Raw genomic sequence first — 23,490 nt, forward strand, 5'->3', positions numbered from 1 at the left:
GAATCTCAGCACACCCTAGGCGATATTCAGGGTGATGCCGGCCTGACCTGAACGCGCCCTAAACTGCCCGGCGCATGCGCGCGGCGAAGAAGCCGTCCAGACCCGAGCGCTCCGGCGCTCCGAGATCGAGATCCGCGGGCGTGGTGCGCAAAGTGCCTTGCGCCGTCAAGAACGAATCAATGCCGGCAATCTCGCCCTGATGCAGGGGATCGTCGGCGACTGTCGGCGTCGCCTTGAGGAACGCGCGATGGAGGTTCTCGCCTTCGATCGGGTCGAGCGAACAATTGGAAAAGACGATCCGTCCGCCCGGCCTGACCAGGGTGACGGCGCGGGCCAGCAGTCTGCCTTGCAGGTCGGCGAGTTTTTCGACATCGGCCGCCGTCTTGGTCCAGGGCACGTCGGGATGCCGGCGCACCGTGCCGGTCGACGAGCAGGGCGCATCGAGGAGCACGGCGTCGAACAGCTCCGCCGGCTCGTATTTAATGAGGTCGGCCTGGACGATGTCCGCGGCAAGGCCGAGGCGGTCGAGATTCTGCGCCAGCCGGGCCAGCCGGTTCTTCGAGGTGTCGACAGCGGTGACCCTGGCTCCGGCCAGGATCAACTGCGCGGTCTTGCCGCCGGGCGCCGCGCAGAGATCGGCGACGCGCAGCCCCCTGACATCGCCGAACAGCCGGGCGGGAAAGCTGGCCGCCGCATCCTGCACCCACCAGGCGCCCTCCGCGAAGCCGGGCAGTTCGATAACGGGGCCGGCAAGATTTTCCACTCGAACCGTTCCGGTCGGCAGCACGATGCCGCCGAGCTTTTCGGCCCACAGCTCGGGATCGGCCTTGACCGTGAAGTCGACCGGCGCCTCGTGCCGGTGGGCGGCGAGAATTTGTTTCGCCTTGTCGGCGCCATAGGCGGCCTTCAGCCGGTCGGAGAACCATTTTGGCGCTTCGTCGGTGGCGGCAAGGGCGGCAGGCAGTTCCGTGTCCTTGGCACGCGCCAGGGTGCGCAGCACGCCGTTGACCAGGCCGGAGAAGCGCTGCGTGCGCGGGTCGGATTTGGCGTGGGTCACCGCCAGGTCGACAGCGGCGCTGTCGGGAATATCGAGGAACAGGATCTGCGCGGCCGCCACATGCAGGATGTGGGACAAAGCGCTGGCGTTGGGCGGCAGCGGCTTTTCCAGGCGCCGCGCCAGCAATCCCGTAATGGTCATGCGATAGCGCAGCGCGGTGACCAGGATGGCGCGCACCAGGCCACGGTCGCGCGGATCGAGCGCCTTGTATTGCGGATGGCCGTTCTCGTGGTCGGTCAGGCCGTCGAGCGGCGTCCTGGCATCGATGACGGCGGCAAGCAGCCGCGCAGCCGCCTTGCGGGCAGCGAGACCGGCGACGAATTCGCCGCCGTCCTTGTGTTCCTGCTCGCCTGAAACCGTGCGTCGAGGTCCTCTGTCCGCCACGCTCACGACCACCGGCCCTTGGGCCCGGTCGGGTTGCGACCCCATGGATTGGAGTTCGGCTTGGCGGGTTCGGCGGACTGTTCCGGTGCGGCCGGCTTGCCCCACGGTCCGGCCGATTGCGGTTCGTCGGCCTGCGGCGGCGCCGGCGCCCTGCGTTCCGCCGTCCGGGGGGCACTGTCGCCCATCCGCCGCGCCATTTCCTGCAGCGCAGCGATGCGGTTCTCGGTGGCCGGGTGGGTGGAGAACAGACTGTCCATGCGCTCGCCGTGTAGGGGATTGATGATGAAGAGATGCGCCATCGCGGGATTGCGCTCGGCATCGGGGTTGGGAATGCGTTCGGCGCCACGGGCGATCTTGTCAAGCGCCGATGCCAGCCACAGCGGGTGTCCACAGATTTCGGCGCCGCGCCGGTCGGCCTCGTATTCGCGGGTGCGGCTGACCGCCATCTGCACGATCATCGCGGCGAAGGGCGCCACGATCATCGCCGCCAGCACGCCGACAAAGCCGAACGGGTTGTTGTCGCGGTTGCCGCCGAGGAAGAAAGCGAAGTTGCCGAGCATCGAGATGGCGCCGGCAAAGGTGGCGACGATGGTCATGGTTAGCGTGTCGCGATGCTGGACGTGGGCGAGTTCGTGCGCCATGACGGCCGCGACTTCCTCATGGGTCAGCCGCTGCAGCAAGCCGGTGGAGGCGGCGACCGCCGCGTTCTGCGGATTGCGGCCGGTGGCGAAGGCGTTCGGCTGGGGACTGTCGATCAGATAGGTTTTGGGCATCGGCAGGCCGGCCTGCTGGGCCAGCGCCTGGACGATGGCGTAATATTCCGGCGCGTTCTTCTCGTCGACCTCGACGGCATGGTTCATCGACAGCACCATCTTGTCGGCGTTCCAGTAGCTGAACAAATTGGTGCCGGCGGCGATCACCAGCGCGATCATCATGCCGCCCGACCCGCCGATCAGGAAGCCGACGCCCATGAACAGCGCTGTCATCGCGGCAAGAAGCATGGCGGTGCGAATGGTGTTCATCGGCTGCTCCTGTCCAGATCGCGAAAGGGGGTCGATAGTCCTGAGCTCATCGCTATATGATGGGAAACGCCTGTCCCTGTTTCAATCCGCTGGAAATATCGCATGAACGACGAACCCAGTAAAACGCCGGCCGAAACCGATGACGACGCGCCGTCAAAAGAACTGACGCCTGCCGCCCGCCGCGCCCTGGCGGAAGCCGAGGCACGACGGCAAGACTATCGCCGCAAGGAAGCCGCGCTGCCGCGCGAAATCGGTGGCCGTGGCGGCAAGGAACCCGGCCGCTACGGCGACTGGGAAGTCAAAGGCCTGACCAGCGATTTTTAGGGTGTGTTGAGATTCAGGTGAGACCGGCCACCATTTTCGACTCGGTCTGACCTGAATCCCGACACACCCGATAGCGCCACCCCTAGGCGGCGCTGCGTTGGGCCTCAAGCGCCAGCCAGCCGCGCTCGTCGACGGTGATGCCGACGGCGTCGTAGCCTGCGATGGCGGTATGTTGCGTCGCCATCGGATGCTGGTGCGTGGCGTTGATCACCATGACCGACGCTTCCGCAGCCTCGGCCGCCCGGATGCCGGCCGGGGCATCCTCGAACACCAGGCAGTCGCGCGCGTCGACGCCGAGCCGTCTTGCACCGAGCTGGAAGCAATCGGGCGCCGGCTTGCCTCGGGAAACGTCTTCCGCCGCCACGAGAACGGCGGGGACCGGAATGCCGGCAACCTTCATGCGTGCAAGCGCCAACGAGCGTGGCGCGGAGGTCACGATCGCCCAGCTCTCGGGAGGCAGCGCCTCGAGAAACGCCACGGCGCCGGCGATCGGCATAATGCCATCGAGATCGTCGGCCTCGGCTTTCAGCAACAGGTCGGCCTCATGCGCCGGATCGACGCCTGGGAGGGCAAGGCCGGTGATGGTCTCGATCGCCCGCACACCGTGGATCGTCGGCAGGAAGGCGGCGACGTCGAGGCCGTGACGACGTGCCCAATCGCTCCACACCCGCTCCGCCGAGGCGATGGAATTGATCAGCGTGCCGTCCATATCGAAGAGGAAGGCGGCGAATTTTCTGCCTGCAAACATGATTTTCCTTGAAGTCCGGGGAGCGCGTCGAGGGAGGGCGCAACCGTAACGTCAAGGCACCGACATGGGAAGGCGCGAGGGTGTCTTTTCGGACGCTCCAGGGAACCACGGCTCCCCTCCGGCGTTTCAACGACACTGCTTTCCATGACGATTGAAGGGGGGACGTGTGATGCTGATCCGGCTCGGCTATGAAATCGCCATTGAATGCGCCGAGGCCACTCCGGTGATTTCGCTGCTCGAGATCCACAAGGACAGGCAGGCCGACATCAAACGGCAGACGCGCGTGCTGACATCGCCTTCCGTGCCGACCAGGCTCTACCACGACATGCATGGCAATGCCTGCCGCCGCTTCACCGCGCCTGCCGGAGGCTTTCGTATCCTCTACGACGCGGTGGTCGAGGACAGCGGCGAGCCGGATGAAGTCAACATGCTGGCCAGGGAGCTACCGGTGGCCGAGTTGCCCGACGAGGTGCTCGGTTATCTCCTCGGCAGCCGCTACTGCGAGACCGATCATCTCAGCAATCTTGCCTGGCAGCTGTTCGGTCATCTTCCATCCGGCTGGGCGCGGGTGCAGGCGATCGTCGACTATGTCCACAACCGCCTGTCGTTCGGCTACGGCTATGCTCGTTCGACCCGCACGGCGGCGCAGGCGCATGAGGAACGGGTGGGCGTCTGCCGCGACTTCGCGCATCTGGCGATCACGCTCTGCCGCTGCATGAACATCCCGGCGCGTTATGTGAACGGCTATCTCGGCGACATCGGCGTGCCGACCGATCCGGCGCCGATGGATTTCTCGGCCTGGATGGAAGTGTTCCTGGACGGCAAATGGTACACGTTCGACCCGCGCCACAACCGGCCCAGGATCGGCCGCGTCGTCATCGCGCGCGGCCGCGACGCCACCGACGTGCCGCTGCTGCACAGCTTCGGCCCGCACCGGCTCAGCCTGTTCAAGGTATGGACTTATGAACAGGAAGGCAGGCTGTTCAATCCGCCCTACCACGGCATCGACAAGACGGTCAGCGCACGGATGCTGGCCTAGTCCCTCACCATTTCGGTTTTGCAGCTGGGGACAACTGGTCCGCTTCGGCACACAAGCGCTGTGCCGCAACAGGACGTCGCCGGATGTGCCGCGATCCCTGGGCCCAGCATGGTAAGCGCCTCGTAAACGAAATCGCGGTGGCGGTTTTGCATTTACCGGTCATTCACCCTGACGCGTACCAAAGTTCAACAAAAACAATGCGGTAGTTGCGAGCCGCTCGCTCTCGGAGCGTCACGGCGTCATCCGGCTGGAATCCTGCATTGCCTTTTGCGCGGCGACGAGGCCGAGGCAAGCGGAGGCTGTTGGAGATGCGGAATTACGGGGGTCTTGTTCACGCGGTCGGCGGGTTCGCCAGGGATCGCGGTGGAAATTTCGCGGTCCTGTTCGGTTTTGCTGCCTCGGTCTTGGCGCTGGCCGCCGGCTTTTCTGTCAACATCTCGCAGCTCTACAATGCCAAATCGAGCCTGCAAGGCGTGGTCGACGCCGCGGTAACATCGACGGCACGCGACCTGACCACCGGAGTCATCAAGGAAGCCGATGCCGACAATTCGGTGAAGGCCTTTCTCGTGGCCAACAGCGCGGCGGGCATCCTGCAGCCGGACCAGGTGGTGCTCGACAAGCTGATCGTCGACAAGACGGCTAAAACCGTGCAAGCAAATGTGCATGTCGATGTCGCCCTCTATTTTCCGCTGTTCGGCATCGGCGACATGCAGCGCGTCGCCGCTTCCACCACCGCGCTCTATTCGGACAAGACGGTCGAGGTGGCTATGATGCTCGACATCACAGGATCGATGGCCAAGCGGGGCAACGTCGACAAGATCGGCGATCTGAGAGCAGCCGCGAGAAACGCCGTTCAGACCATGCTCCAGAATCAGGATCCCAAGAGGCCCCGTATCCGCGTCGCGATTGTGCCTTACGCGTCTGGCGTGAACGCCGGCAAGCTAGCGGAAAACGTCTATGCCGAGACGCAAGGGAGCTCGGAGCTGCCACCTGTCGCAGGCAGTTCGCTTCTTGTCGCCAAGACGGGCAAAGCCTTGCTGCCGTCCTTCAGCGACTACATCTCCATTGTTGGCGCGGCGATGCCACATCCGGATAATTGCACCACAGAGCGCAAGAACAAGAATGGCGATGCGGATCTGAGCGCCGACGGCCCGGACACGGTTCGCACGGACAGGAACGGCAAGAAATATTATGCCCTGGTCAACCGGGACGATCATCTCGATGGCGGGGGAATGAACAGGTGCCCTGATGCGGAAGTGATCCCGCTGACCGCGGATTCCGACGCATTGCTCGATTCGATCGACGATTTCCGGGCCGCTGGTTATACGGCCGGCGCGATCGCCATTCAGTGGACCTATTATATGCTGTCGCCGCAATGGCGCGCCGCGATCAAGAATGTCGGTCTCGGCAACGGCGCATCGGATGCCAATGCGAAGAAGATTGCCAAAGTTGCTATCCTGATGACCGATGGCCAGTTCAATACCGCCTTCGCCGGTGCTGGGGGGAGCTACAACGGCCAGGGCGACCTTGCGCGCGGCAACGCCGAAGCGCTGTGCGGCAACATGAAAAATGACGGCATTGAGATTTTCACCATCGGCTTCGATCTGAACGACAAGGACATGTCGGCAACCGAGCGGGACCAGGCAAAGGCGGTGCTGAAGGGCTGTTCGTCGAAAGACGCCTCCGCCGCCGAGAGACATTACTTCGAGGCGTCCACCGGAGCAGAATTGGACGCCGCCTTTCAAGAAATCATCCGCAACACCGAAAAGGTCGCACTGACCCAGTAATCCGCCCAAAAAGGAAAAGGCCGCCGCTTCTTGCGAAGCCGGCGGCCTTCCGTGTTTCCGTCCATGGCGCGGCCTGTGGCGGCGACCCAAGGGTCACCCTCCGCGCATCTCGCGCCTTAACGGGAAGACTGCTTCCCGAAAGTGCAATCCTGCGAGGCCACGTTCTGGAAAACGAAATCACTCGACATCGGATCACCTCCTTTCGATTTGTTGAACACATGGACATGATGGGGTGCGTTGCAGCAAATGACAAGGTGCCATGCTGAAAAAGGCACCTTGTCGGAACCACGGAGCATTTCAGGGCGCTTGCGATCTCCGCGCCAAATAGACAAGATCGCGTCATCGAGCCGCAGGGGGAGGGAGCAATGGACGCTACCGAGAAAGCCGCGCGCGTCGTTCGAACGGTGATCGAAACGCTGAAGCCCGGTTTTGCCGTCAGGCTGTGGACCGGCGAGCGGATCGGCCCCGCCGGCGGGCCGGTGCTCACCGTCAACGACCAGGACATCGTCTGGCAGGTTGTGAGGCGGCCGTCTTTGTCGACGCTGATCGAGATGTGGATTTCCAAGACCATAGACATCGAAGACGGAACGCTGTTCGATTTCTACGCCCTGCCGTCGCAAGGCAAGCTGCGGACCAAGATCAAGTCGCTGCCGAAGCTCGCGATCCTGCGCGACCTGCCTTCCGTGCTTTTGTCACGCAAGCAGATGAGCACGCGGACCGATCTGTCCGGGCGCAATCCCTATGTCAGCGGTTCGAGCCAGGAAGCGATCCAGCATCACTACGACATTTCGAACGCCTTCTACCGGCTCTTCCTCGACGAGCGCATGGTCTACAGTTGCGGCTACTTCAAGGATTTCGCCAACGGCATCGACCAGGCGCAGGCCGACAAACTCGACCACATCTGCCGCAAGCTCCGGCTGAAACCGGGCGAAAGGCTGCTCGACATCGGCTGTGGCTGGGGCGCCATGCTGATCCATGCCGCGAAGAATTACGGCGTCGTCGGCCACGGCGTCTCGCTGTCGCAGGCCCAGACCGATCTTGCCCGCGAGCGCATCCGCGCCGAGGGGCTGGAGGACAAGATCACCATCGAGATCAAATCCTACGCCGAGCTCACCGGTAGCTTCGACAAGATATCGTCGATCGGCATGTTCGAGCATCTGGGTATCGCCAACCACGCCGCCTACTTTTCCACCGTCCACCGGCTGCTGAAGCCGGGCGGCATCTATCTGCATCACGCCATCACCAGGCGCAGCAAAGGCGACTTGAAGAAAACCCTGCGCAAGGGACCGGAATACAAGGCATTGCTCAAATACATCTTCCCCGGCGGTGAACTCGACACGATCGGCATGACAACAGGCAATCTCGAGGCGCACGGTTTTCTCGTCTACGATGTCGAGAATTTGCGCGAACACTATGCCCGCACCTGCAGGCTGTGGGCCGAGCGGCTGCAGGCTCGCTTCGACGAGGCGGTCGCCGAAGTCGGCGAGGCCAAGGCGCGGCTGTGGCTGCTTTATCTGACCGGCTGTTCGATCACCTTCGAGCGCGCCTCGGCGCAGATTTTCCAGACCGTCGTCACCAAGCGCGCACGCGGCCCGAGCGGCCTGCCGCCGACGCGGGCCGATCTTTATCGTTGACTACACGAACCGCATCTCGTCGCCGAGCTTGATGCTGGCTGGCTTGTCGACCGTGCAATAGACGCCGAGATTATGCGCGTTGTGGCGGACCAGGTTGCGCAGGATGCCGGGGTCGTTGTCGAAGCCGTCCTGGGCGATGATGGTGAAGCCGCAGCGGCGGCATGGTTCGGAGATGGTCAGCAGGAGATCGCCGATCGCCAGCTTGCGGCCGATCCATTCCGTCTCCGGAAACGAGCCTTCGACCGCCGCCATGTCGACGACGATGTTGGGGCGGAAGCGGCGCGGGTCGGCTGCGCCGTCCGGATGCAGCGTCTTCAGGCGCGCCAGCGAAGCCGTGGTCAGAAGATGGATCGGCGCCTTGCGGTAGCGCTCCGCCGTCAATGGGCCGGAATAGCCCGGCGCATTCTCCTGGCGGAACGGCCGGATCGAGGCTTCGAAGCCGAGATAGGCCGATACCGCGCGGTCGCTCTCGACGCCGGGAGCAGACAGCCATTCGCCGCCGGGGACGGCGACCTCAAGCTGGCGAGCGAGGTTCAACCGGGTGCGGATCAACGGCACCTTGTGCCACTTCTCGGCGCGGTCCGGCCGGGCGATCTCGTTGTCGCATGCATCGACCAGGCCGAACATGCGGTCGCCCTCGATGCTTTCGAGTGCAACGGAGATCGCCTCCAGGCGTTCGCCGGCGAGCGAGCTCGCCGGATAGCGCCAGAGTTCGCTGACAGTGCCGAGCAAGGCCGCGTCCCGCATCAGCCCTTCTTGTTCTGCCGGTTGGCAACCAGATCGTCGACCACGGCTGGATCGGCGAGTGTCGAGGTATCGCCAAGGGCGGCAAAATCGTCCTCGGCGATCTTGCGCAGGATGCGGCGCATGATCTTGCCGGAACGCGTCTTGGGCAGGCCGGGCGCGAACTGGATCTTGTCGGGCGAGGCGATGGCGCCGATCTCCTTGCGGACATGGGCGACAAGCTCCTTGCGCAGCTCTTCGGTCGGTTCGGCACCCTTCATCAAGGTGACGTAGCTGTAGATGCCCTGACCCTTGATGTCGTGCGGGTAGCCGACGACAGCGGCCTCGGAGACCTTCTCATGGCTGACCAGCGCCGATTCGACTTCGGCCGTGCCCATGCGATGGCCGGAAACGTTGATGACGTCGTCGACGCGGCCGGTGATCCAGTAGTAGCCGTCGGCGTCGCGGCGGCAGCCGTCACCGGTGAAGTACTTGCCCTTGTAGGTGGAAAAATAGGTCTGCACGAAACGATCGTGATCGCCATAGACGGTGCGCATCTGGCCGGGCCAGGAATCGGTGATGCAGAGATTGCCGTCGGCCGCCCCTTCCAGCACCTTGCCTTCGCCGTCGACCAACTGCGGCTTGATGCCGAAGAAAGGCCGCGTCGCCGAACCCGCCTTGAGATCGGTGGCGCCGGGCAGCGGCGTGATCAGGATGCCGCCGGTCTCGGTCTGCCACCAGGTGTCGACGATCGGTACCTTGCCGTTGCCGACGACGTTGAAATACCACTCCCAGGCTTCCGGGTTGATCGGCTCGCCGACCGATCCCAGCACGCGCAGCGACTTGCGCGAGGTCTTCTTCACAGGATCGTTGCCGGCGCCCATCAGCGCGCGCAATGCGGTCGGCGCGGTGTAGAAGATGTTGACCTTGTGCTTGTCGATGACTTCCCAGAAGCGCGACTGCGACGGATAATTCGGCACGCCCTCGAACATCAGCGTGGTGGCGCCGTTGGCGAGCGGGCCATAGACGATGTAGCTGTGGCCGGTCACCCAGCCGACATCGGCGGTGCACCAGTAGATGTCGCCGTCATGATAGTCGAAGACATATTGGTGCGTCATCGAGACATAGACGAGGTAGCCGGCGGTGGTGTGCAGCACACCCTTCGGCTTGCCGGTCGAGCCGGAGGTGTAGAGGATGAACAGCGGATCCTCGGCCTTCATCTTCTCCGGCTTGCACTCGGCCTTCACCGTCGCGACCTCGTCGTGGTACCAGACGTCGCGGCCCGGAGCCCAGCCGATCTTGCCGCCGGTGCGGCGCACGACCACCACCTTTTCGACTTTGGTGCCGGCCTTGGCTGCGATCTCGATCGCCTTGTCGGTGTTCTCCTTCAGCGGGATCGGCTTGCCGCCGCGCAGGCCCTCGTCGGCGGTGATGACGAAAGTCGACTTGCAATCGTCGATACGGCCTGCCAGCGCGTCCGGCGAAAAGCCGCCGAAGACGATCGAATGGATGGCGCCGATACGGGTGCAGGCCAGCATTGCATAGGCGGCCTCCGGGATCATCGGCATGTAAATGGTGACGCGGTCGCCCTTCTTGACGCCGTGCTTCTTCATCACGTTGGCGAGCCGGCAGACATGCTCGTAAAGCTCGTTGTAGGTGATCTTCTTGTCGTCGTAGGGGTTGTCACCTTCCCAGATGATGGCGGTCTGGTTGCCGCGCTTCTTCAGGTGGCGATCGATGCAGTTGTACGAAACGTTGGTCAGCCCGTCCTCGAACCACTTGATCGAGACCTTGCCGTCGAAGGAGGTGTTCTTGACCTTGCTGTAGGGCTTGAACCAGTCGATCCGCTTGCCGTGCTTGCCCCAGAACTTGTCCGGGTTCTTCATGCTGTCGGCATACCATTTCAGGTAGGTATCATTGTCGATCAGCGCATTCTTCTTCCACGCCGGCTGGACACGATGGACATGAACCTCGGACATTCCTGACTTTCCTCCCGAACCAATCGCCGGCTTGAAATGCCGGCGGGATCGCGGCGACACGACCGCGAATTCGGCGGCATTATTACCAGTTCCGCCGTGACGGCAATATTAGACGTTGGATTCGCGCGGCGGGATGCCGCAGGCAGCTTTTTAGAGAGCTGTCAGCACTCGGTCGAGCGCGCTGCTAACTGCATGTTTTCTCATGCTAAAGGCGCTTTCGATGAAGAAAAAATCAATAGACGGTTAATCAACGGCGCGCACAATCAGCCTTGGGAGGACAGGAGAATCAACAAGGGACCGCCCAGGGGGACCGCAATGCGCGATCATGCCGAAATGGACCTGATGCTCAAAGGCTATGGCCTGACCACGGCCAAGATTCTGTACCACTTTCCCGACCACCCGCATTTGCTGCAGAGCTTTATCTGGCAGGACTACGACATCGCGCCGAAGTTTCCGGTGCTGATCAAATTCATCGAGTTCTGGAAAGCCAAGCTCGACGGGCCGCTGCACTCGATCAGCTACACGCACCAGAAACTGATCGCGCCGAACGAGTGGCGCAAGGTGGATGGCGAGTTCGTACTGCATTAGGGGCGGGCACACGGCCGTTGAGGGGGCGCTGTCCCGCGAATCTCTCGTTAATTGCAGAAGCTCACACCGCCGGCGGGTTGAGCCGGGCGAATCCTTCCTGGCGGCGATAGGGGAAATACGGATAGGGCGCGGTGACTTCGCTGGCGGCGTCGAGCTTTTTCATCTGCTCCGGTGTCAGCGTCCAGCCGACGGCGCCGAGGTTCTGGCGCAGCTGCTCCTCGTTGCGGGCGCCGATGATGACCGATGACACGGTCGGGCGCTGCAGCAGCCAGTTGATGGCGATCTGCGGCACGGTCTTGCCGGTTTCCTGCGCCACCGCGTCAAGCGCATCCATCACCCGATAGAGATGCTCGTCCTCGACCGGCGGACCGAAGCTCGCGGTGTCGTGCAGCCGGCTCGTTTCCGGCAGAGGCTGGCCACGGCGGATCTTGCCGGTCAGGCGGCCCCAGCCAAGCGGGCTCCACACCAGCGCGCCGACGCCCTGGTCGAGGCCGAGCGGCATCAGCTCCCATTCATAGTCGCGCCCGACAAGCGAATAGTAGACCTGGTGCGCGACATAACGCGGGTAGCCATGCTTGTCCGCTTCCCCCAGCGACTTCATCACTTGCCAGCCGGAGAAGTTGGAGACCCCGACATAACGCAGCTTGCCGGCGCCCACGAGCGCGTCCAGCGTCGACAAAACCTCGTCGATCGGCGTGCCGGCATCGAAGGCATGCAACTGCAACAGGTCGATGTAGTCGGTGCCGAGACGTTTCAGGGCGGCATCCACTGCCTTGATCAGCCGAGAACGCGACGAGCCGTAGTCGGCCGGTCCCTCGCCCATCGGCAGCGAGGTCTTGGTCGAGATCAGCACGGCGTCGCGGCGGCCTTTTATGGCTTCGCCGAGCACCTCCTCCGAGGCGCCATTCGAATAGACGTCGGCGGTGTCGAACAGATTGACGCCGGCCTCGAGGCAGATGTCGACCAGCCGCCGCGCTTCCCTGGCGTCGGTGTTGCCCCAGGCACCGAACAGCGGGCCGGAGCCGCCAAAGGTTCCCGCGCCGAATGAAAGTGCGGGCACTTTCAGGCCCGATGCGCCGAGAGGTCGATAGTCCATTTTTCTGCTCCTGATGATATCGAAAACGGATTGCGGACGAACTTACGAGTTGGCGCAGACAGGCGTGCCGAGCGAGGCGCTGCGGTGGAGGCGCAGCGCCAGCCCGGCGACGCCAAGGGCCGCGACCGGCAGCAGGGCGGCGACCCAGGTGAGCGCGCCAAGGCCGAGGCCGTGGGCGATGACCGCGCCGCCAAGCCATGCACCGCCGGCATTGCCGAGATTGAAGGCGGCGATGTTGAAGGACGAGGCGAGGCTCTGGCCGGCGCCTTGGGCCTTTTCCAGCACCCACATTTGCAGCGGCGCCACGGTGGCGAAGGCGGCGGCACCGAGCAGGCCGACATAGATCACGGCCATCACCTGGCTGTGGATGGCGAAGCTCATGGTTGTGAGCACCAAAGCGAGCACGACGAGGCTGCCGAGCACGGACGGCACCAGCCAGCGGTCGGCGACCTTGCCGCCGGCGAGATTGCCGGCGATGAGGCCGCCGCCGAAGACGAGCAGGATCGGCGATACCGCGGCTTCCTTGAAGCCCGAGAGTTCGGTCAACAGCGGCGCGATATAGGTGAAGACGGCGAAGACGCCGGCATAGCCGAGCACGGTGGTGGCGAGGCCGAGCAGGACCGGCGTGCGGCGCAGCACGGCGAGATCGGCGCGCAGGTCGCTCTTCTCGGGCGCCGCCTGGCTGCGCGGCACCAGGGCCAGGATGACGGCGAAGGCGGCGAGGCCGACTGCGGTCACCGCCCAGAAGGTCGCGCGCCAGCCGAAGGCCTGGCCGAGCCAGGTGCCGAAGGGCACGCCGAGGATGTTGGCGATGGTCAGGCCGGTGAACATCAAGGCGATCGCCGAAGCCTTCCTGTTGGGTGCGACAAGGCCGGTGGCGACCACCGAGCCGACGCCGAAGAAAGTGCCGTGGGCAAAGGCGGTGATGACGCGGGCGCCCATCAGCGTCCAGTAGTCGGGCGCCAGCGCACAGGCGAGATTGCCAAGCGTGAAGATCGCCATCAGCGCCAGAAGCACTGTCTTGCGCGGCCAGTTGCCGGTGGCGATGGTCAGCAGCGGGGCGCCGATGACGACGCCCAGCGCATAGCCCGAAATGAGCTGGCCGGCGGCGGAGATCGAGACGCCAAGGTCTTTGCTGACATCGAGCAGCAGACCCATGATGACGAATTCGGTGACGCCGATGCCGAAGGCACCGGCGGCGAGGGCGTAGAGAGCGAGAGGCATGGTGGTTCCCACTTCGGCGATGACGAGCGCCTTGTCCAAACCGCGCTCGACCCGGAAGATCGTGTTGCGGTGCATTGTGAACCAGACTTGCTCCAGGCATATTTTCTGTGAAATAGATTCACAGATGGCCAGACCTGACATCAACCGCTCCGGCGAGATCGAAGTCTTCGTGCGCGTCGTCGAGGCGGGCAGCTTTTCGGCCGCGGCGCGCAACCTGCGCATGACGCCATCGGCGGTCAGCAAGCTGATTGCGCGGCTGGAAGCCAGGCTCGGCGCCCGGCTAGTCAGCCGCTCGACGCGCAAGCTGCAGCTGACGCCGGAAGGCAGCGCTTTCTACGAGAGCGGCCTGCGCATCCTGGCCGACATGGCGGCGGCCGAGCGCGAGGCGGCGGCGGGTGCTGCGCCGCGCGGGCGGCTGCGGGTCAACACCTACGTGCCCTTCGGCGTGCACCGGCTGATCCCGCTTTTGCCGCGCTTCCTCGAACGCTACCCCGAAATATCGGTCGACCTGGTGCTGACCGACAGCGTCATCGATCTGATGGCGGAGCGTGCCGATGTCGCCATCCGAGCCGGGCAGCTCGGCGAGTCACGGCTGGTGGCGCGCAAGCTAGGCCAAAGCCCGATGGTGGTTGTAGCCGCCCCGTCCTATCTTGGAGCGCATGGGACGCCGCGCCTGCCTGCCGAACTCGATCGTCACAATCGGCTTGCCTTCGGCTTCGCCCGGTACAGCGACGGCTGGCCGTTCGCGGACGGTACGTCCTTCACGGTTCCGGTCAGCGGCAATGCGATGGTCAGCGACGGCGAAGCGATGCGGCTGATGACGATTGCGGGCGCGGGCATTGCCCGGCTGGCGCGCTGGCATGTCGAGCCCGATATTGCCACCGGCCGGCTGATGCCGCTGCTGGAAGACTTCAACCCTGGCGATGTCGAACCGACACATGCCGTCTATGTCGGCCACGGCAAGCACCTGCCGGCCAGAGTGCGGGCCTTTCTCGATTTTCTGGTCGAGACCGTGCGGATGGCCTGAAGTGATACCCGGGAGCCGTCCGACTCCCGGGATAGCCTTCGTCAGCCGCGTTATGCTTTGGGCGTGAACGGCTCCGGCCGGCGGCCGGCCGCCTGGCGTTCGACCATCCAGCCGGGATATTCCGCCGGCAGCGCGCTGACCTCGTCGAGACGGGCGAGATCGTCGGTGTCGAGCTTCACTTCAGTCGCGGCAAGGTTCTGTTCGAGCTGCTCCATGCGGCTGGCGCCGATGATGACGCTCATCACGAAAGGCTTGGCCAGGACATAGCCGAGCGCCACTGTGGCAACGCTGACATCATGCTTCCTGGCGACCTCGCGCATGACGGCGACGGCCGCCCAGGCGCGGTCCTCGTTGACCGGCGGGAAGTTGAAGGACGCCCGGCGGCCCTCGCCATTGCCGGGCGCGCCGGGGCCGTATTTGCCGGACAGCAGGCCACCGGCCATCGGCGACCACACCATCAGGCCGAGCTTTTCCTCGTTGATCAGCGGCACGATCTCGCGTTCGAGGTCGCGGCCGGCGATCGAGTAATAGGACTGGATGGTCTCGAAACGGGCAAAACCCTTGCGGTCGGCAATGCCGAGCGCCTTGGCGATGCGCCAGGCCTGCCAGTTGGAGACGCCGACATACCGGACCTTGCCGCTGGCAACCAGATCATCGAGTGCCCGCAGCGTCTCGTCGATCGGCGTCACCGCGTCGGTGCCGTGCAGCTGATAGAGATCGATGTGGTCGAGCTGCAGCCGTTCGAGGCTGGCATCGACCGAATCCATGATGTGGCCGCGCGAGGAGCCACGCTGGTTCGGGCCGTCGCCCATGGCGCCATGCACCTTGGTGGCGATGACGACGTCCGAACGTTTGATGCCGAGGTCCCTAAGCGACTGGCCGAGCAGGCGCTCGGATTGACCGAAGGAGTAGACATCGGCCGTGTCGAAGAAATTGACGCCGGCGGCAATCGAGCGGGCGACGATCTCGTTGACGCCCTTCTGGTCGAGGCTGGCGATCAGGCCCCATTGGGCGTTTTCGCCGGCGGCGCCGAAGGTCATGGTGCCGAGGCACAGTTCGGAGACGAACATCCCCGTATTTCCAAGCTGATTGTAACGCATGGCAAAGGCTCCAGGAGAATTGTGATGACACTAATCAAATAGGAACGGTACGTTTCGTTTCCACTGTTGGCGTAACGACCGCTTGAGATTGGCCCAATGCGCGTGAGCGTAGATGGAACGCTTCGAAAAGCAGACGAACGAGCTTAGACGTCCCAGGGATCGAGCACCGTCACGCCTGTATCATCGAAGTCGGCGGTGTTGCGCGTCACCAGAATAAGATCATGGACAAGGGCGGTTGCCGCGATGAGGGTATCGGCGCTGCCTCTTGTGCGGCCGGCCGTGATACGGCCCCAAGCCAACGCGACATCTTCCGTAACGGCAAGAATACGGTCCGCATTGTCCCGCCGAAGCTCCCGCAGCCACAGATCGAGGCGTGTTGCCTTTTCGGAGTCGACCTTGCGCAGCTTGGTGATCCCACGCTCGATCTCTCCAAGCGTAGTGACGCTGAGATTGACTGATGTCGGGTCCACCGATGCCAGCCAGTCAGTCGGCTTGGGCAGCCGCCTCTGCACATCCGAAACGATGTTCGTGTCGAGCAGATACATCAGAGATCGACGTCCCGGATCATCGTTTTCGGGCGACGGTTGACCTCTTCGGCGAAATCATCGTCCCAGACAGGACCTGTCAAAAGGTACTCCGCCAGCGACTTTTTCTTTCCAGCGAGACGGTCGTAGTCCTCGGCGGAGAGAACCACTGCGGCACGCTCGCCACGCAACGTCACTGTCTGCGGTCCCTCGCTTCGCGCACGCTGAACCACCTTGGAAAAATTGTTCTTCGCGTCCTGAAGGTGCCAGTTCATGAAATGCTCCTAGCTAGCTTGGCTAGATATAGCATTTGCTCGACGCGGCAGCAAGGAATGCTGTGCTGGCGCCGGGCGGACTAACGGCTGCCGAAGATCGCCGAACCGACACGGACGCTGGTTGCGCCGAAGGCGATTGCCGTCTCGTAGTCGCCGGACATGCCCATCGAGAGTTTGGCGACGCCGGCTTCCTTGCCGAGCTTTTCCAGCAAAGCGAAGTGTGGGCCGGGGTTCTCGTCGGCCGGCGGGATGCACATCAGGCCTTCGATGGCGAGCCCGTGGACGTCGCGGCAGCGGGCGACGAAGGCGACCGCCTCGCGCGGCTCGATGCCGGCCTTCTGCGGTTCCGAGCCGGTGTTGACCTGGACGTAGAGCTTTGGCGCGCGGCCTTGCCGGGCGATCTCCCTGGCGAGTTCGGCGGCGATCTTTTCACGGTCGACCGTCTCGATGACATCGAACAGCGCGACGGCCTCCCTGGCCTTGTTCGACTGCAGCGGGCCGATCAGGTGCAGCTCGATGTCCGGGAAAGCGCCTTTCAGCGGCGGCCATTTGCCTTGCGCCTCCTGCACGCGATTCTCACCGAAGACGCGCTGGCCGGCCTCGATGACCGGGCCGATGTCGGCGGCCTCGAAGGTCTTGGAGACGGCGACGAGCGTCACCGCACCGGCTTCGCGGCCTGCCTCGCGCTCGGCCGCGGCAATCTTCGCCTTGACCGCAAAAAACTGCTGAACGGCGTCGCCCATATGCAAATCCTGCTGTTTTGACCCGCGTTTTTGACCGACGCGATGCCCATATGGTTGACGGGTTTGCCAAACCATGGTGAACACCCGGACCACATTCCCTGAACTGCCGAGCGTCTCGCCCGCAGTCCGTGCATGCTTTTAAGTGAAAAACGTCCCATGGCAACCGAACGATACAATCCGCGCGCGTCAGAACCCAAATGGCAGAAGGCCTGGGCTGCCAAGAAGCTTTTCGAAGCGCACAATGACGATCCGCGCCCGAAATACTACGTGCTGGAGATGTTCCCCTATCCGTCGGGGCGCATCCATATCGGCCACACCCGCAACTACACGATGGGCGACGTGGTGGCGCGCTACAAGCGGGCCAAGGGCTTCAACGTGCTGCATCCGATGGGCTGGGACGCCTTCGGCATGCCGGCCGAGAATGCGGCGATGCAGAACAAGGTCCATCCCAAGGAATGGACCTACCAGAACATCGCCACCATGCGCGAGCAGCTCAAGGTCATGGGCCTGTCGCTGGACTGGGCGCGCGAATTCGCCACCTGCGACGTCGACTATTATCACCGCCAGCAGATGCTGTTCCTCGACTTCGTCGAGAAGGGCCTGGTGACGCGCAAATCCTCCAAGGTCAACTGGGACCCGGAGGACATGACCGTGCTCGCCAACGAGCAGGTCATCGACGGGCGCGGCTGGCGCTCGGGCGCGCTGGTCGAACAGCGCGAGCTGACGCAATGGTTCTTCAAGATCACCGACTTCGCCCAGGACCTGCTGGATTCACTGGACGGCCTCGACGAGTGGCCCGAAAAAGTGAAGCTGATGCAGCAGAACTGGATCGGCCGCTCGGAAGGCCTGCTGATCCGATGGCCTTTGGCCTCGGACATTGCCGGCGAACACGAGCTGGAAGTCTACACGACGCGGCCCGACACCATCTTCGGCGCTTCCTTCATGGCGATCGCCGCCGATCATCCGCTGGCCAAAAAGGCGGCCGAGACCAGTCCGGCACTGGCGAAGTTCATCGACGAGGTCCGCCATATGGGCACGTCGGTGGCGGCGCTGGAGACGGCCGAGAAAAAGGGTTTCGACACCGGCATCCGCGCCGTCCACCCGTTCGACGACAGCTGGACGCTGCCTGTCTACGTGGCCAATTTCGTGCTGATGGAATACGGCACCGGCGCCATCTTCGGCTGCCCGGCGCATGACCAGCGCGACCTCGACTTCGCCAACAAATATGGCCTGCCGGTGGTGCCGGTGGTGATGCCGGAAGGCGAGAATCAGGCGACCTTCCAGATCGTCGACGTGGCCTATGGCGACGATGGCGCGATGATCAATTCGCGCTTCCTCGACGGCATGAAGCCGGACCAGGCTTTCGACGAGGTGGCGAAGCTCCTGGAGCAGAAGACGATCGGCAACCGGCCGATGGCCGAACGCAAGGTGAATTTCCGCCTGCGCGACTGGGGCATTTCGCGCCAGCGCTACTGGGGCTGCCCGATCCCGATGATCCATTGCGAGGATTGCGGCGTGGTGCCGGTGCCGAAGGCGGACCTGCCGGTCAAGCTGCCCGACGACGTCGATTTCGACCGGCCGGGCAACCCGCTCGACCGTCATCCGACATGGCGGCATGTGAAGTGCCCGCGATGCGGCAAGGACGCGCGCCGCGAAACCGACACGATGGACACGTTCGTCGATTCGTCGTGGTATTTCGCTCGCTTCACCGCGCCCTGGGCGCACGAGCCGACCGATCCCAAGGCGGCGAACGAATGGCTGCCGGTCGACCAGTATATCGGTGGCATCGAGCACGCGATCCTGCACCTGCTCTATTCGCGTTTCTTCACCCGTGCCATGCGCGAGACCGGCCATGTCGATCTGGCCGAGCCCTTCAAGGGCCTGTTCACGCAAGGCATGGTGGTGCATGAAACCTATCGCGTCGGGTCGGCATCGAACGGCCGCTGGCTGGCGCCGACCGAGGTGCGGCTGGAGGAAGCCGACGGCAAGCGCCGCGCCATCGAGGTCGCCACCGGCGAGGACGCGACGATCGGCCCGCTCGAGAAGATGTCGAAGTCGAAGAAGAACACGGTCAGTCCGGAGGACATCACCGACGGCTACGGCGCCGATACGGCGCGCTGGTTCATGCTGTCGGATTCACCGCCTGAGCGCGATGTCGAATGGACCGACGATGGCGCCGCCGGCGCGCATCGCTTCATGCAGCGCATCTGGCGGCTGGTATCGACGGCAGCCGAAACGCTGGCAGGCGTCAAGCCGGCGGCCGCCGACAATGGTGAAGCCGGCGCGGTTTCCAAGGCCGCGCACAAGATACTCAAGGCGGTTGGCGAGGACATCGAGAAGCTCGCCTTCAACCGCGCCATTGCCCGCATCTATGAACTGGCCAACGTGCTGACCGCGCCGCTCAACGACGTGGCGGAAGGCAAGGCCGATCCGGCGATGCAAGGCGCCTGTCGCCAGGCGGTTGAGATCCTGGTGCACCTGATCGCGCCTGTGATGCCGCATTTGTCCGAGGAGTGCTGGGAGGCGCTGGGCGGCACCGATCTGGTTGCCGAACGGCCGTGGCCGGTCTTCGATCCGGCGCTGGTCGTCGACAATGAGGTCACCTATCCGGTCCAGGTCAACGGCAAGAAACGTGGGGATTTGACAATTGCCCGCGACGCGGACCAAGGTGCGGTCGAAAAAGCTGTGCTCGCTCTCGACTTCGTGCAGAAAGCGCTCGAAGGTAAGGCCCCGCGCAAGGTGATCATCGTGCCGCAGAGGATCGTCAATGTCGTTGCCTGACCTTGAGTTACCTAACCCGGAAAAGACAGAGCTGAGCCGCCTGCTGCGGCGCATCGCGCTTGCCGGCCTTTTCGGCTCGCTCGCATTGGTCTCGGCCTGCCAGGTGCGGCCGCTCTATTCGAACGCGCCGCTGTCCACGGGCTCGACCGCAAATGCCGAGCTGGCGTCGATTGCCGTCAAGCCGGTCAACACACGCTATGCCCAGCAGGTGCGCAACAATCTGATCTTCGGATTTGGGCGCGGCGCCGGCGAACCGGCCTCGCCGCTTTATTCGCTTGGTCTCAGCGTAACCGAAGCCGTCGATTCGGCCGCGCTGGTGCAGGTCCAGACCGATCAGGACGAGCCGACCGCCGGTTCGGTGACGCTGACCGCCAGCTACACGCTGACCGATGCGAAAACCGGCGCCGTCATCACGGTCGGCAAGCGGGCGATCACCTCGTCCTTCGACAGGCCGCGGCAGGAATTTGCCTCGTATCGGGCGCAGATCGACGCTGAAAACCGCGCCGCGCGCGAGCTGGCCGAAGCCCTGCAATTGTCCATCGCCCAGGATCTGGCGCGGCACGGCAAGACGGCTGGCTAACGCCGTTTTTCGTTTCACGCAAAAGCCGAGCCACGGACGGGCAAAACGCGCCGGCCTTCGGGCCGCCAGCGGCATGTGAATTCTGATCTTCGAAGCGCCTCGCGACGGCCAGGGTCCGGTTTTATTTTCAGCTTTTCCATCGCTCCGGCGCTGCCGACGGGAAGCAACTGTTAACCACTCGCTCCCTATTGCTCAGCAGACGTTTCAGAGTGAGTCTTGAGCATGGAATCCAGGCGTTTTCTCCGGGTCAATTCATTGAAGGCAGCTTCGCCCGATGACCCCGGGGTAAAGCGTTTCAACACCATGGGCGACAAGGCGGATGGCTGGCAAACCGGCGCGGCCGGAGCCGGCAACTCCGGTGATTTCGTCGATCTTGGCGGCAACGAAAGCCCAGCCTGGCAAGACTATTTCTTCCTGGCGCCCAATGTGCGGTTTACCCGCACGCCGGACTACGAAGCCAAGACGCGCCATCCGCAGCGCGACCAGATTGCCGCCGAGCAAAGCGAACCGCCGGTCCCACCGGCGCAGCAAGCAAGCGCACGGCCCGCCGCGGTCCCGCCATCCCATGCAGCCACGTCTTCACCATTGCTGAAGAGCCGGAACCCCGTCTTGGACGCCGTCCGCTCGACTGCCGGCAACAGGGGCGCGGTGCTGCAGAGGCCGGCGGGTTCGGCCCCGACATCCGTTACGCCAAGGCATGCTGGCGAACCGGCACGGACCGCTGCGCCTGCGGGGTCAAGGATCATCGCAACATCACGCGCATCCGCGCCGACCCAGGGGACGGCGGCGCCGGTCAAAACCACCGGCCGTGAAAGAGTGCGTTGGCCCTATCTGTCGGATCACGCCTTTTTCGAGGTCATGGCGCCCTACATGGTCGAGGCTCCGTCGCCGGTGCCGCAAGCCGTCCCGGCGCCGCGCCCGGCCGGGCCGGTCGTCGCCAAACCGGCCGAGAGCCACGCCGCGCCCACGGCGGATCCCACCTCGCTGTTCCGCGTCATCGAATGCCTTCCGGGCCTGCAAGCTCCGCCCGCCTCGCCGGACGTCCGTCCGGCCAATTCGAACCAGGCCGAGGTCCAGCCGGTGGCGAGCAGCGCGCCGCGACAGGCCCGGACTGCGGCTGCAACTTCCGCCGTCGCGCGCAATGCCGTTCCGGTCCAGGTCGCGCAAAGCCTGGAGGAGACCGTGCAGGCTCCGGCCGGGCGCGCCTCGTCGCCGCTGCCCAAGGTCGGCAAGATCGTGCCGTCCACGACCGGCGAGGCATACGAGCTTCCCTCCGAGGAGCTGCTCCAGCAGCCGCCGGAAGGGCAGGGCTTCTACATGTCGCAGGAGCGGCTCGAGCAGAATGCCGACCTCCTGGAAAGCGTGCTGGAGGATTTCGGCGTGCGCGGCGAGATCATCCACGTTCGCCCTGGTCCGGTCGTGACACTCTATGAGTTCGAGCCGGCGCCGGGCGTCAAATCGTCTCGCGTCATCGGTCTCGCCGACGATATCGCCCGTTCCATGTCGGCGATTTCGGCGCGCGTCGCCGTGGTGCCCGGCCGCAACGTCATCGGCATCGAGCTTCCGAACGAGACCCGCGAGACCGTCTATTTCCGCGAGCTGATCGAATCGCAGGGTTTCCGCAAGACCAGTTGCAAGCTGGCGCTTTGCCTCGGCAAGACGATAGGCGGCGAGCCCGTCATCGCCGAATTGGCGAAGATGCCGCATCTGCTCGTTGCCGGCACCACCGGCTCCGGCAAGTCGGTCGCCATCAACACCATGATCCTGTCGCTGCTCTACCGGCTGAAGCCGGAAGAATGCCGGCTGATCATGGTCGATCCCAAGATGCTCGAACTCTCCGTCTATGACGGCATCCCGCATCTTCTGACCCCCGTCGTCACGGACCCCAAGAAGGCCGTCACCGCGCTCAAATGGGCGGTGCGCGAGATGGAGGACCGCTACCGCAAGATGGCGCGGCTCGGCGTGCGCAACATCGACGGCTACAACGAGCGCGCCGCCCAGGCCCGTGACAAGGGTGAGACGGTCGTCATGACCGTTCAGGCCGGCTTCGAGAAGGGCACCGGCGAGCCGCTCTTCGAGCAGCAGGAAATCGACCTCGCGCCGATGCCCTATATCGTCGTCATCGTCGACGAAATGGCCGACCTGATGATGGTCGCCGGCAAGGAGATCGAAGGCGCGATCCAGCGCCTGGCACAGATGGCGCGCGCGGCCGGCATCCATTTGATCATGGCGACGCAGCGCCCCTCGGTCGATGTCATCACCGGCACGATCAAGGCCAACTTCCCGACCCGGATTTCCTTCCAGGTGACGTCCAAGATCGACAGCCGCACCATCCTGGGCGAGCAGGGCGCCGAGCAGCTGCTTGGCCAGGGCGACATGCTGCACATGATGGGCGGCGGGCGCATTTCGCGCGTGCACGGCCCCTTTGTCTCCGACGCGGAGGTCGAGCACGTCGTGGCGCATCTGAAGGCTCAGGGCCGCCCCGAATATCTGGAAACCGTGACGGCCGACGAGGATGAAGAGGAAGACGACGGCGACCAGGGAGCCGTCTTCGACAAGGGATCGGTTGCAGCCGAAGACAGCGATGCGACCTACGACGAGGCGGTCAAGGTGGTGGTGCGCGACAAGAAGTGCTCGACCTCCTATATCCAGCGCCGCCTCGGCATCGGCTACAACCGCGCCGCTTCACTGGTCGAGCGCATGGAGAAGGAAGGGCTGGTCGGCGCACCCAACCATGTCGGAAAGCGCGAGATCATGACGGGCCGGCGCCCGCCGGTTGCCACGCCCGACGACGACGCCGCTGATTGACCGGCAGGTCCACGAAGGTCAATAAAAAAGGCCGGTTGCCCGGCCTT

20 protein-coding genes are annotated in these 23,490 nt (G+C 64.1%); 9 read left to right on the plus strand and 11 right to left on the minus strand.

What is annotated here, in order from left to right:
* Positions 1-58: 58 nt before the first annotated feature.
* Positions 59-1,486, minus strand: coding sequence for an RsmB/NOP family class I SAM-dependent RNA methyltransferase (locus MESOP_RS05845; protein ID WP_049802343.1), 1,428 nt, complete (start codon positions 1,484-1,486; stop codon positions 59-61).
* Positions 1,444-2,463, minus strand: coding sequence for a zinc metalloprotease HtpX (gene htpX, locus MESOP_RS05850; protein ID WP_013892406.1), 1,020 nt, complete (start codon positions 2,461-2,463; stop codon positions 1,444-1,446). The genes MESOP_RS05845 and htpX overlap by 43 nt, the downstream gene beginning before the upstream one ends.
* 102 nt (positions 2,464-2,565) lie before the next feature.
* Here htpX and MESOP_RS05855 point away from each other — a divergent pair, with 102 nt between their 5' ends.
* Positions 2,566-2,787 carry a DUF1674 domain-containing protein gene (locus MESOP_RS05855; RefSeq protein WP_013892407.1) on the plus strand — a complete coding sequence of 74 codons (222 nt, stop codon included), beginning with the start codon at positions 2,566-2,568 and terminating at the stop codon, positions 2,785-2,787.
* Between the two features lie 82 nt (positions 2,788-2,869).
* On the opposite strand, the gene MESOP_RS05860 is transcribed toward MESOP_RS05855, so the two are convergent.
* Complete coding sequence (locus MESOP_RS05860; RefSeq protein WP_013892408.1) at positions 2,870-3,535, minus strand: HAD-IA family hydrolase; 666 nt, start codon at positions 3,533-3,535, stop codon at positions 2,870-2,872.
* Positions 3,536-3,704: 169 nt separating this feature from the next.
* Between MESOP_RS05860 and MESOP_RS05865 the strand changes: the two genes are divergently transcribed.
* The 3 genes from MESOP_RS05865 to MESOP_RS05875 all read left to right on the plus strand — a co-directional run bounded on the left by MESOP_RS05865 (position 3,705) and on the right by MESOP_RS05875 (position 7,995).
* The gene (locus MESOP_RS05865) at positions 3,705-4,574 is read left to right on the plus strand and encodes a transglutaminase-like domain-containing protein (RefSeq protein ID WP_013892409.1); all 870 of its coding nucleotides are present in this window, start codon (positions 3,705-3,707) and stop codon (positions 4,572-4,574) included.
* 308 nt (positions 4,575-4,882) lie between these two features.
* On the plus strand, positions 4,883-6,361 hold the full coding sequence (locus MESOP_RS05870) for a TadE/TadG family type IV pilus assembly protein (protein ID WP_013892410.1): 1,479 nt from the start codon (positions 4,883-4,885) through the stop codon (positions 6,359-6,361).
* 365 nt (positions 6,362-6,726) lie between these two features.
* A complete protein-coding gene (locus MESOP_RS05875) occupies positions 6,727-7,995 on the plus strand; it encodes an SAM-dependent methyltransferase (RefSeq protein WP_013892411.1) in 1,269 nt (422 codons plus the stop codon).
* Here the strand turns inward: MESOP_RS05875 and MESOP_RS05880 are convergent, their stop codons facing one another.
* Both MESOP_RS05880 and acs read right to left on the minus strand, forming a co-directional pair.
* On the minus strand, positions 7,996-8,742 hold the full coding sequence (locus MESOP_RS05880) for an MOSC domain-containing protein (RefSeq protein WP_013892412.1): 747 nt from the start codon (positions 8,740-8,742) through the stop codon (positions 7,996-7,998).
* On the minus strand, positions 8,742-10,697 hold the full coding sequence (gene acs / locus MESOP_RS05885; protein ID WP_013892413.1) for an acetate--CoA ligase: 1,956 nt from the start codon (positions 10,695-10,697) through the stop codon (positions 8,742-8,744). Before acs ends, MESOP_RS05880 begins: the two co-directional genes overlap by 1 nt.
* A gap of 315 nt (positions 10,698-11,012) precedes the next feature.
* On the opposite strand from acs, the gene MESOP_RS05890 reads away from it, so the two are divergent.
* Positions 11,013-11,285 (plus strand): usg protein, encoded by a 273-nt coding sequence (locus tag MESOP_RS05890; RefSeq protein WP_013892414.1) that lies wholly within the window; start codon positions 11,013-11,015, stop codon positions 11,283-11,285.
* Between the two features lie 61 nt (positions 11,286-11,346).
* Here the strand turns inward: MESOP_RS05890 and MESOP_RS05895 are convergent, their stop codons facing one another.
* Together MESOP_RS05895 and MESOP_RS05900 are read right to left on the minus strand one after the other, a co-directional pair.
* A complete protein-coding gene (locus MESOP_RS05895; protein ID WP_013892415.1) occupies positions 11,347-12,381 on the minus strand; it encodes an aldo/keto reductase in 1,035 nt (344 codons plus the stop codon).
* 42 nt (positions 12,382-12,423) lie between these two features.
* Complete coding sequence (locus tag MESOP_RS05900) at positions 12,424-13,605, minus strand: MFS transporter (RefSeq protein ID WP_041164541.1); 1,182 nt, start codon at positions 13,603-13,605, stop codon at positions 12,424-12,426.
* A gap of 124 nt (positions 13,606-13,729) precedes the next feature.
* On the opposite strand from MESOP_RS05900, the gene MESOP_RS05905 reads away from it, so the two are divergent.
* Positions 13,730-14,632, plus strand: a complete 903-nt coding sequence (locus tag MESOP_RS05905; protein ID WP_013892417.1) for a LysR family transcriptional regulator — start codon at positions 13,730-13,732, stop codon at positions 14,630-14,632.
* A 50-nt stretch (positions 14,633-14,682) separates the two neighbouring features.
* On the opposite strand, the gene MESOP_RS05910 is transcribed toward MESOP_RS05905, so the two are convergent.
* The 4 genes from MESOP_RS05910 to MESOP_RS05925 form a co-directional block, all read right to left on the minus strand.
* Complete coding sequence (locus tag MESOP_RS05910) at positions 14,683-15,732, minus strand: aldo/keto reductase (protein ID WP_013892418.1); 1,050 nt, start codon at positions 15,730-15,732, stop codon at positions 14,683-14,685.
* Positions 15,733-15,875: 143 nt separating this feature from the next.
* Complete coding sequence (locus MESOP_RS05915; protein ID WP_013892419.1) at positions 15,876-16,277, minus strand: type II toxin-antitoxin system VapC family toxin; 402 nt, start codon at positions 16,275-16,277, stop codon at positions 15,876-15,878.
* A complete protein-coding gene (locus MESOP_RS05920; protein WP_013892420.1) occupies positions 16,277-16,531 on the minus strand; it encodes a type II toxin-antitoxin system Phd/YefM family antitoxin in 255 nt (84 codons plus the stop codon). Before MESOP_RS05920 ends, MESOP_RS05915 begins: the two co-directional genes overlap by 1 nt.
* Before the next feature lie 80 nt (positions 16,532-16,611).
* Positions 16,612-17,274 (minus strand): YggS family pyridoxal phosphate-dependent enzyme, encoded by a 663-nt coding sequence (locus MESOP_RS05925; protein WP_013892421.1) that lies wholly within the window; start codon positions 17,272-17,274, stop codon positions 16,612-16,614.
* A gap of 156 nt (positions 17,275-17,430) precedes the next feature.
* Here MESOP_RS05925 and leuS point away from each other — a divergent pair, with 156 nt between their 5' ends.
* The 3 genes from leuS (at position 17,431) to MESOP_RS05940 (ending at position 23,443) form a co-directional block, all read left to right on the plus strand.
* Positions 17,431-20,055 carry a leucine--tRNA ligase gene (gene leuS / locus MESOP_RS05930; protein WP_013892422.1) on the plus strand — a complete coding sequence of 875 codons (2,625 nt, stop codon included), beginning with the start codon at positions 17,431-17,433 and terminating at the stop codon, positions 20,053-20,055.
* Entirely contained in the window at positions 20,042-20,635 is a 594-nt protein-coding gene (gene lptE / locus MESOP_RS05935; protein WP_013892423.1) for an LPS assembly lipoprotein LptE, read from the plus strand. Before leuS ends, lptE begins: the two co-directional genes overlap by 14 nt.
* Before the next feature lie 222 nt (positions 20,636-20,857).
* Positions 20,858-23,443 carry a DNA translocase FtsK gene (locus tag MESOP_RS05940; RefSeq protein WP_013892424.1) on the plus strand — a complete coding sequence of 862 codons (2,586 nt, stop codon included), beginning with the start codon at positions 20,858-20,860 and terminating at the stop codon, positions 23,441-23,443.
* The last annotated feature ends 47 nt before the right edge of the window (positions 23,444-23,490 follow it).

Origin of the sequence: Mesorhizobium opportunistum WSM2075 (assembly GCF_000176035.2) — a bacterium.
GTDB classification, from domain to species: domain Bacteria; phylum Pseudomonadota; class Alphaproteobacteria; order Rhizobiales; family Rhizobiaceae; genus Mesorhizobium; species Mesorhizobium opportunistum.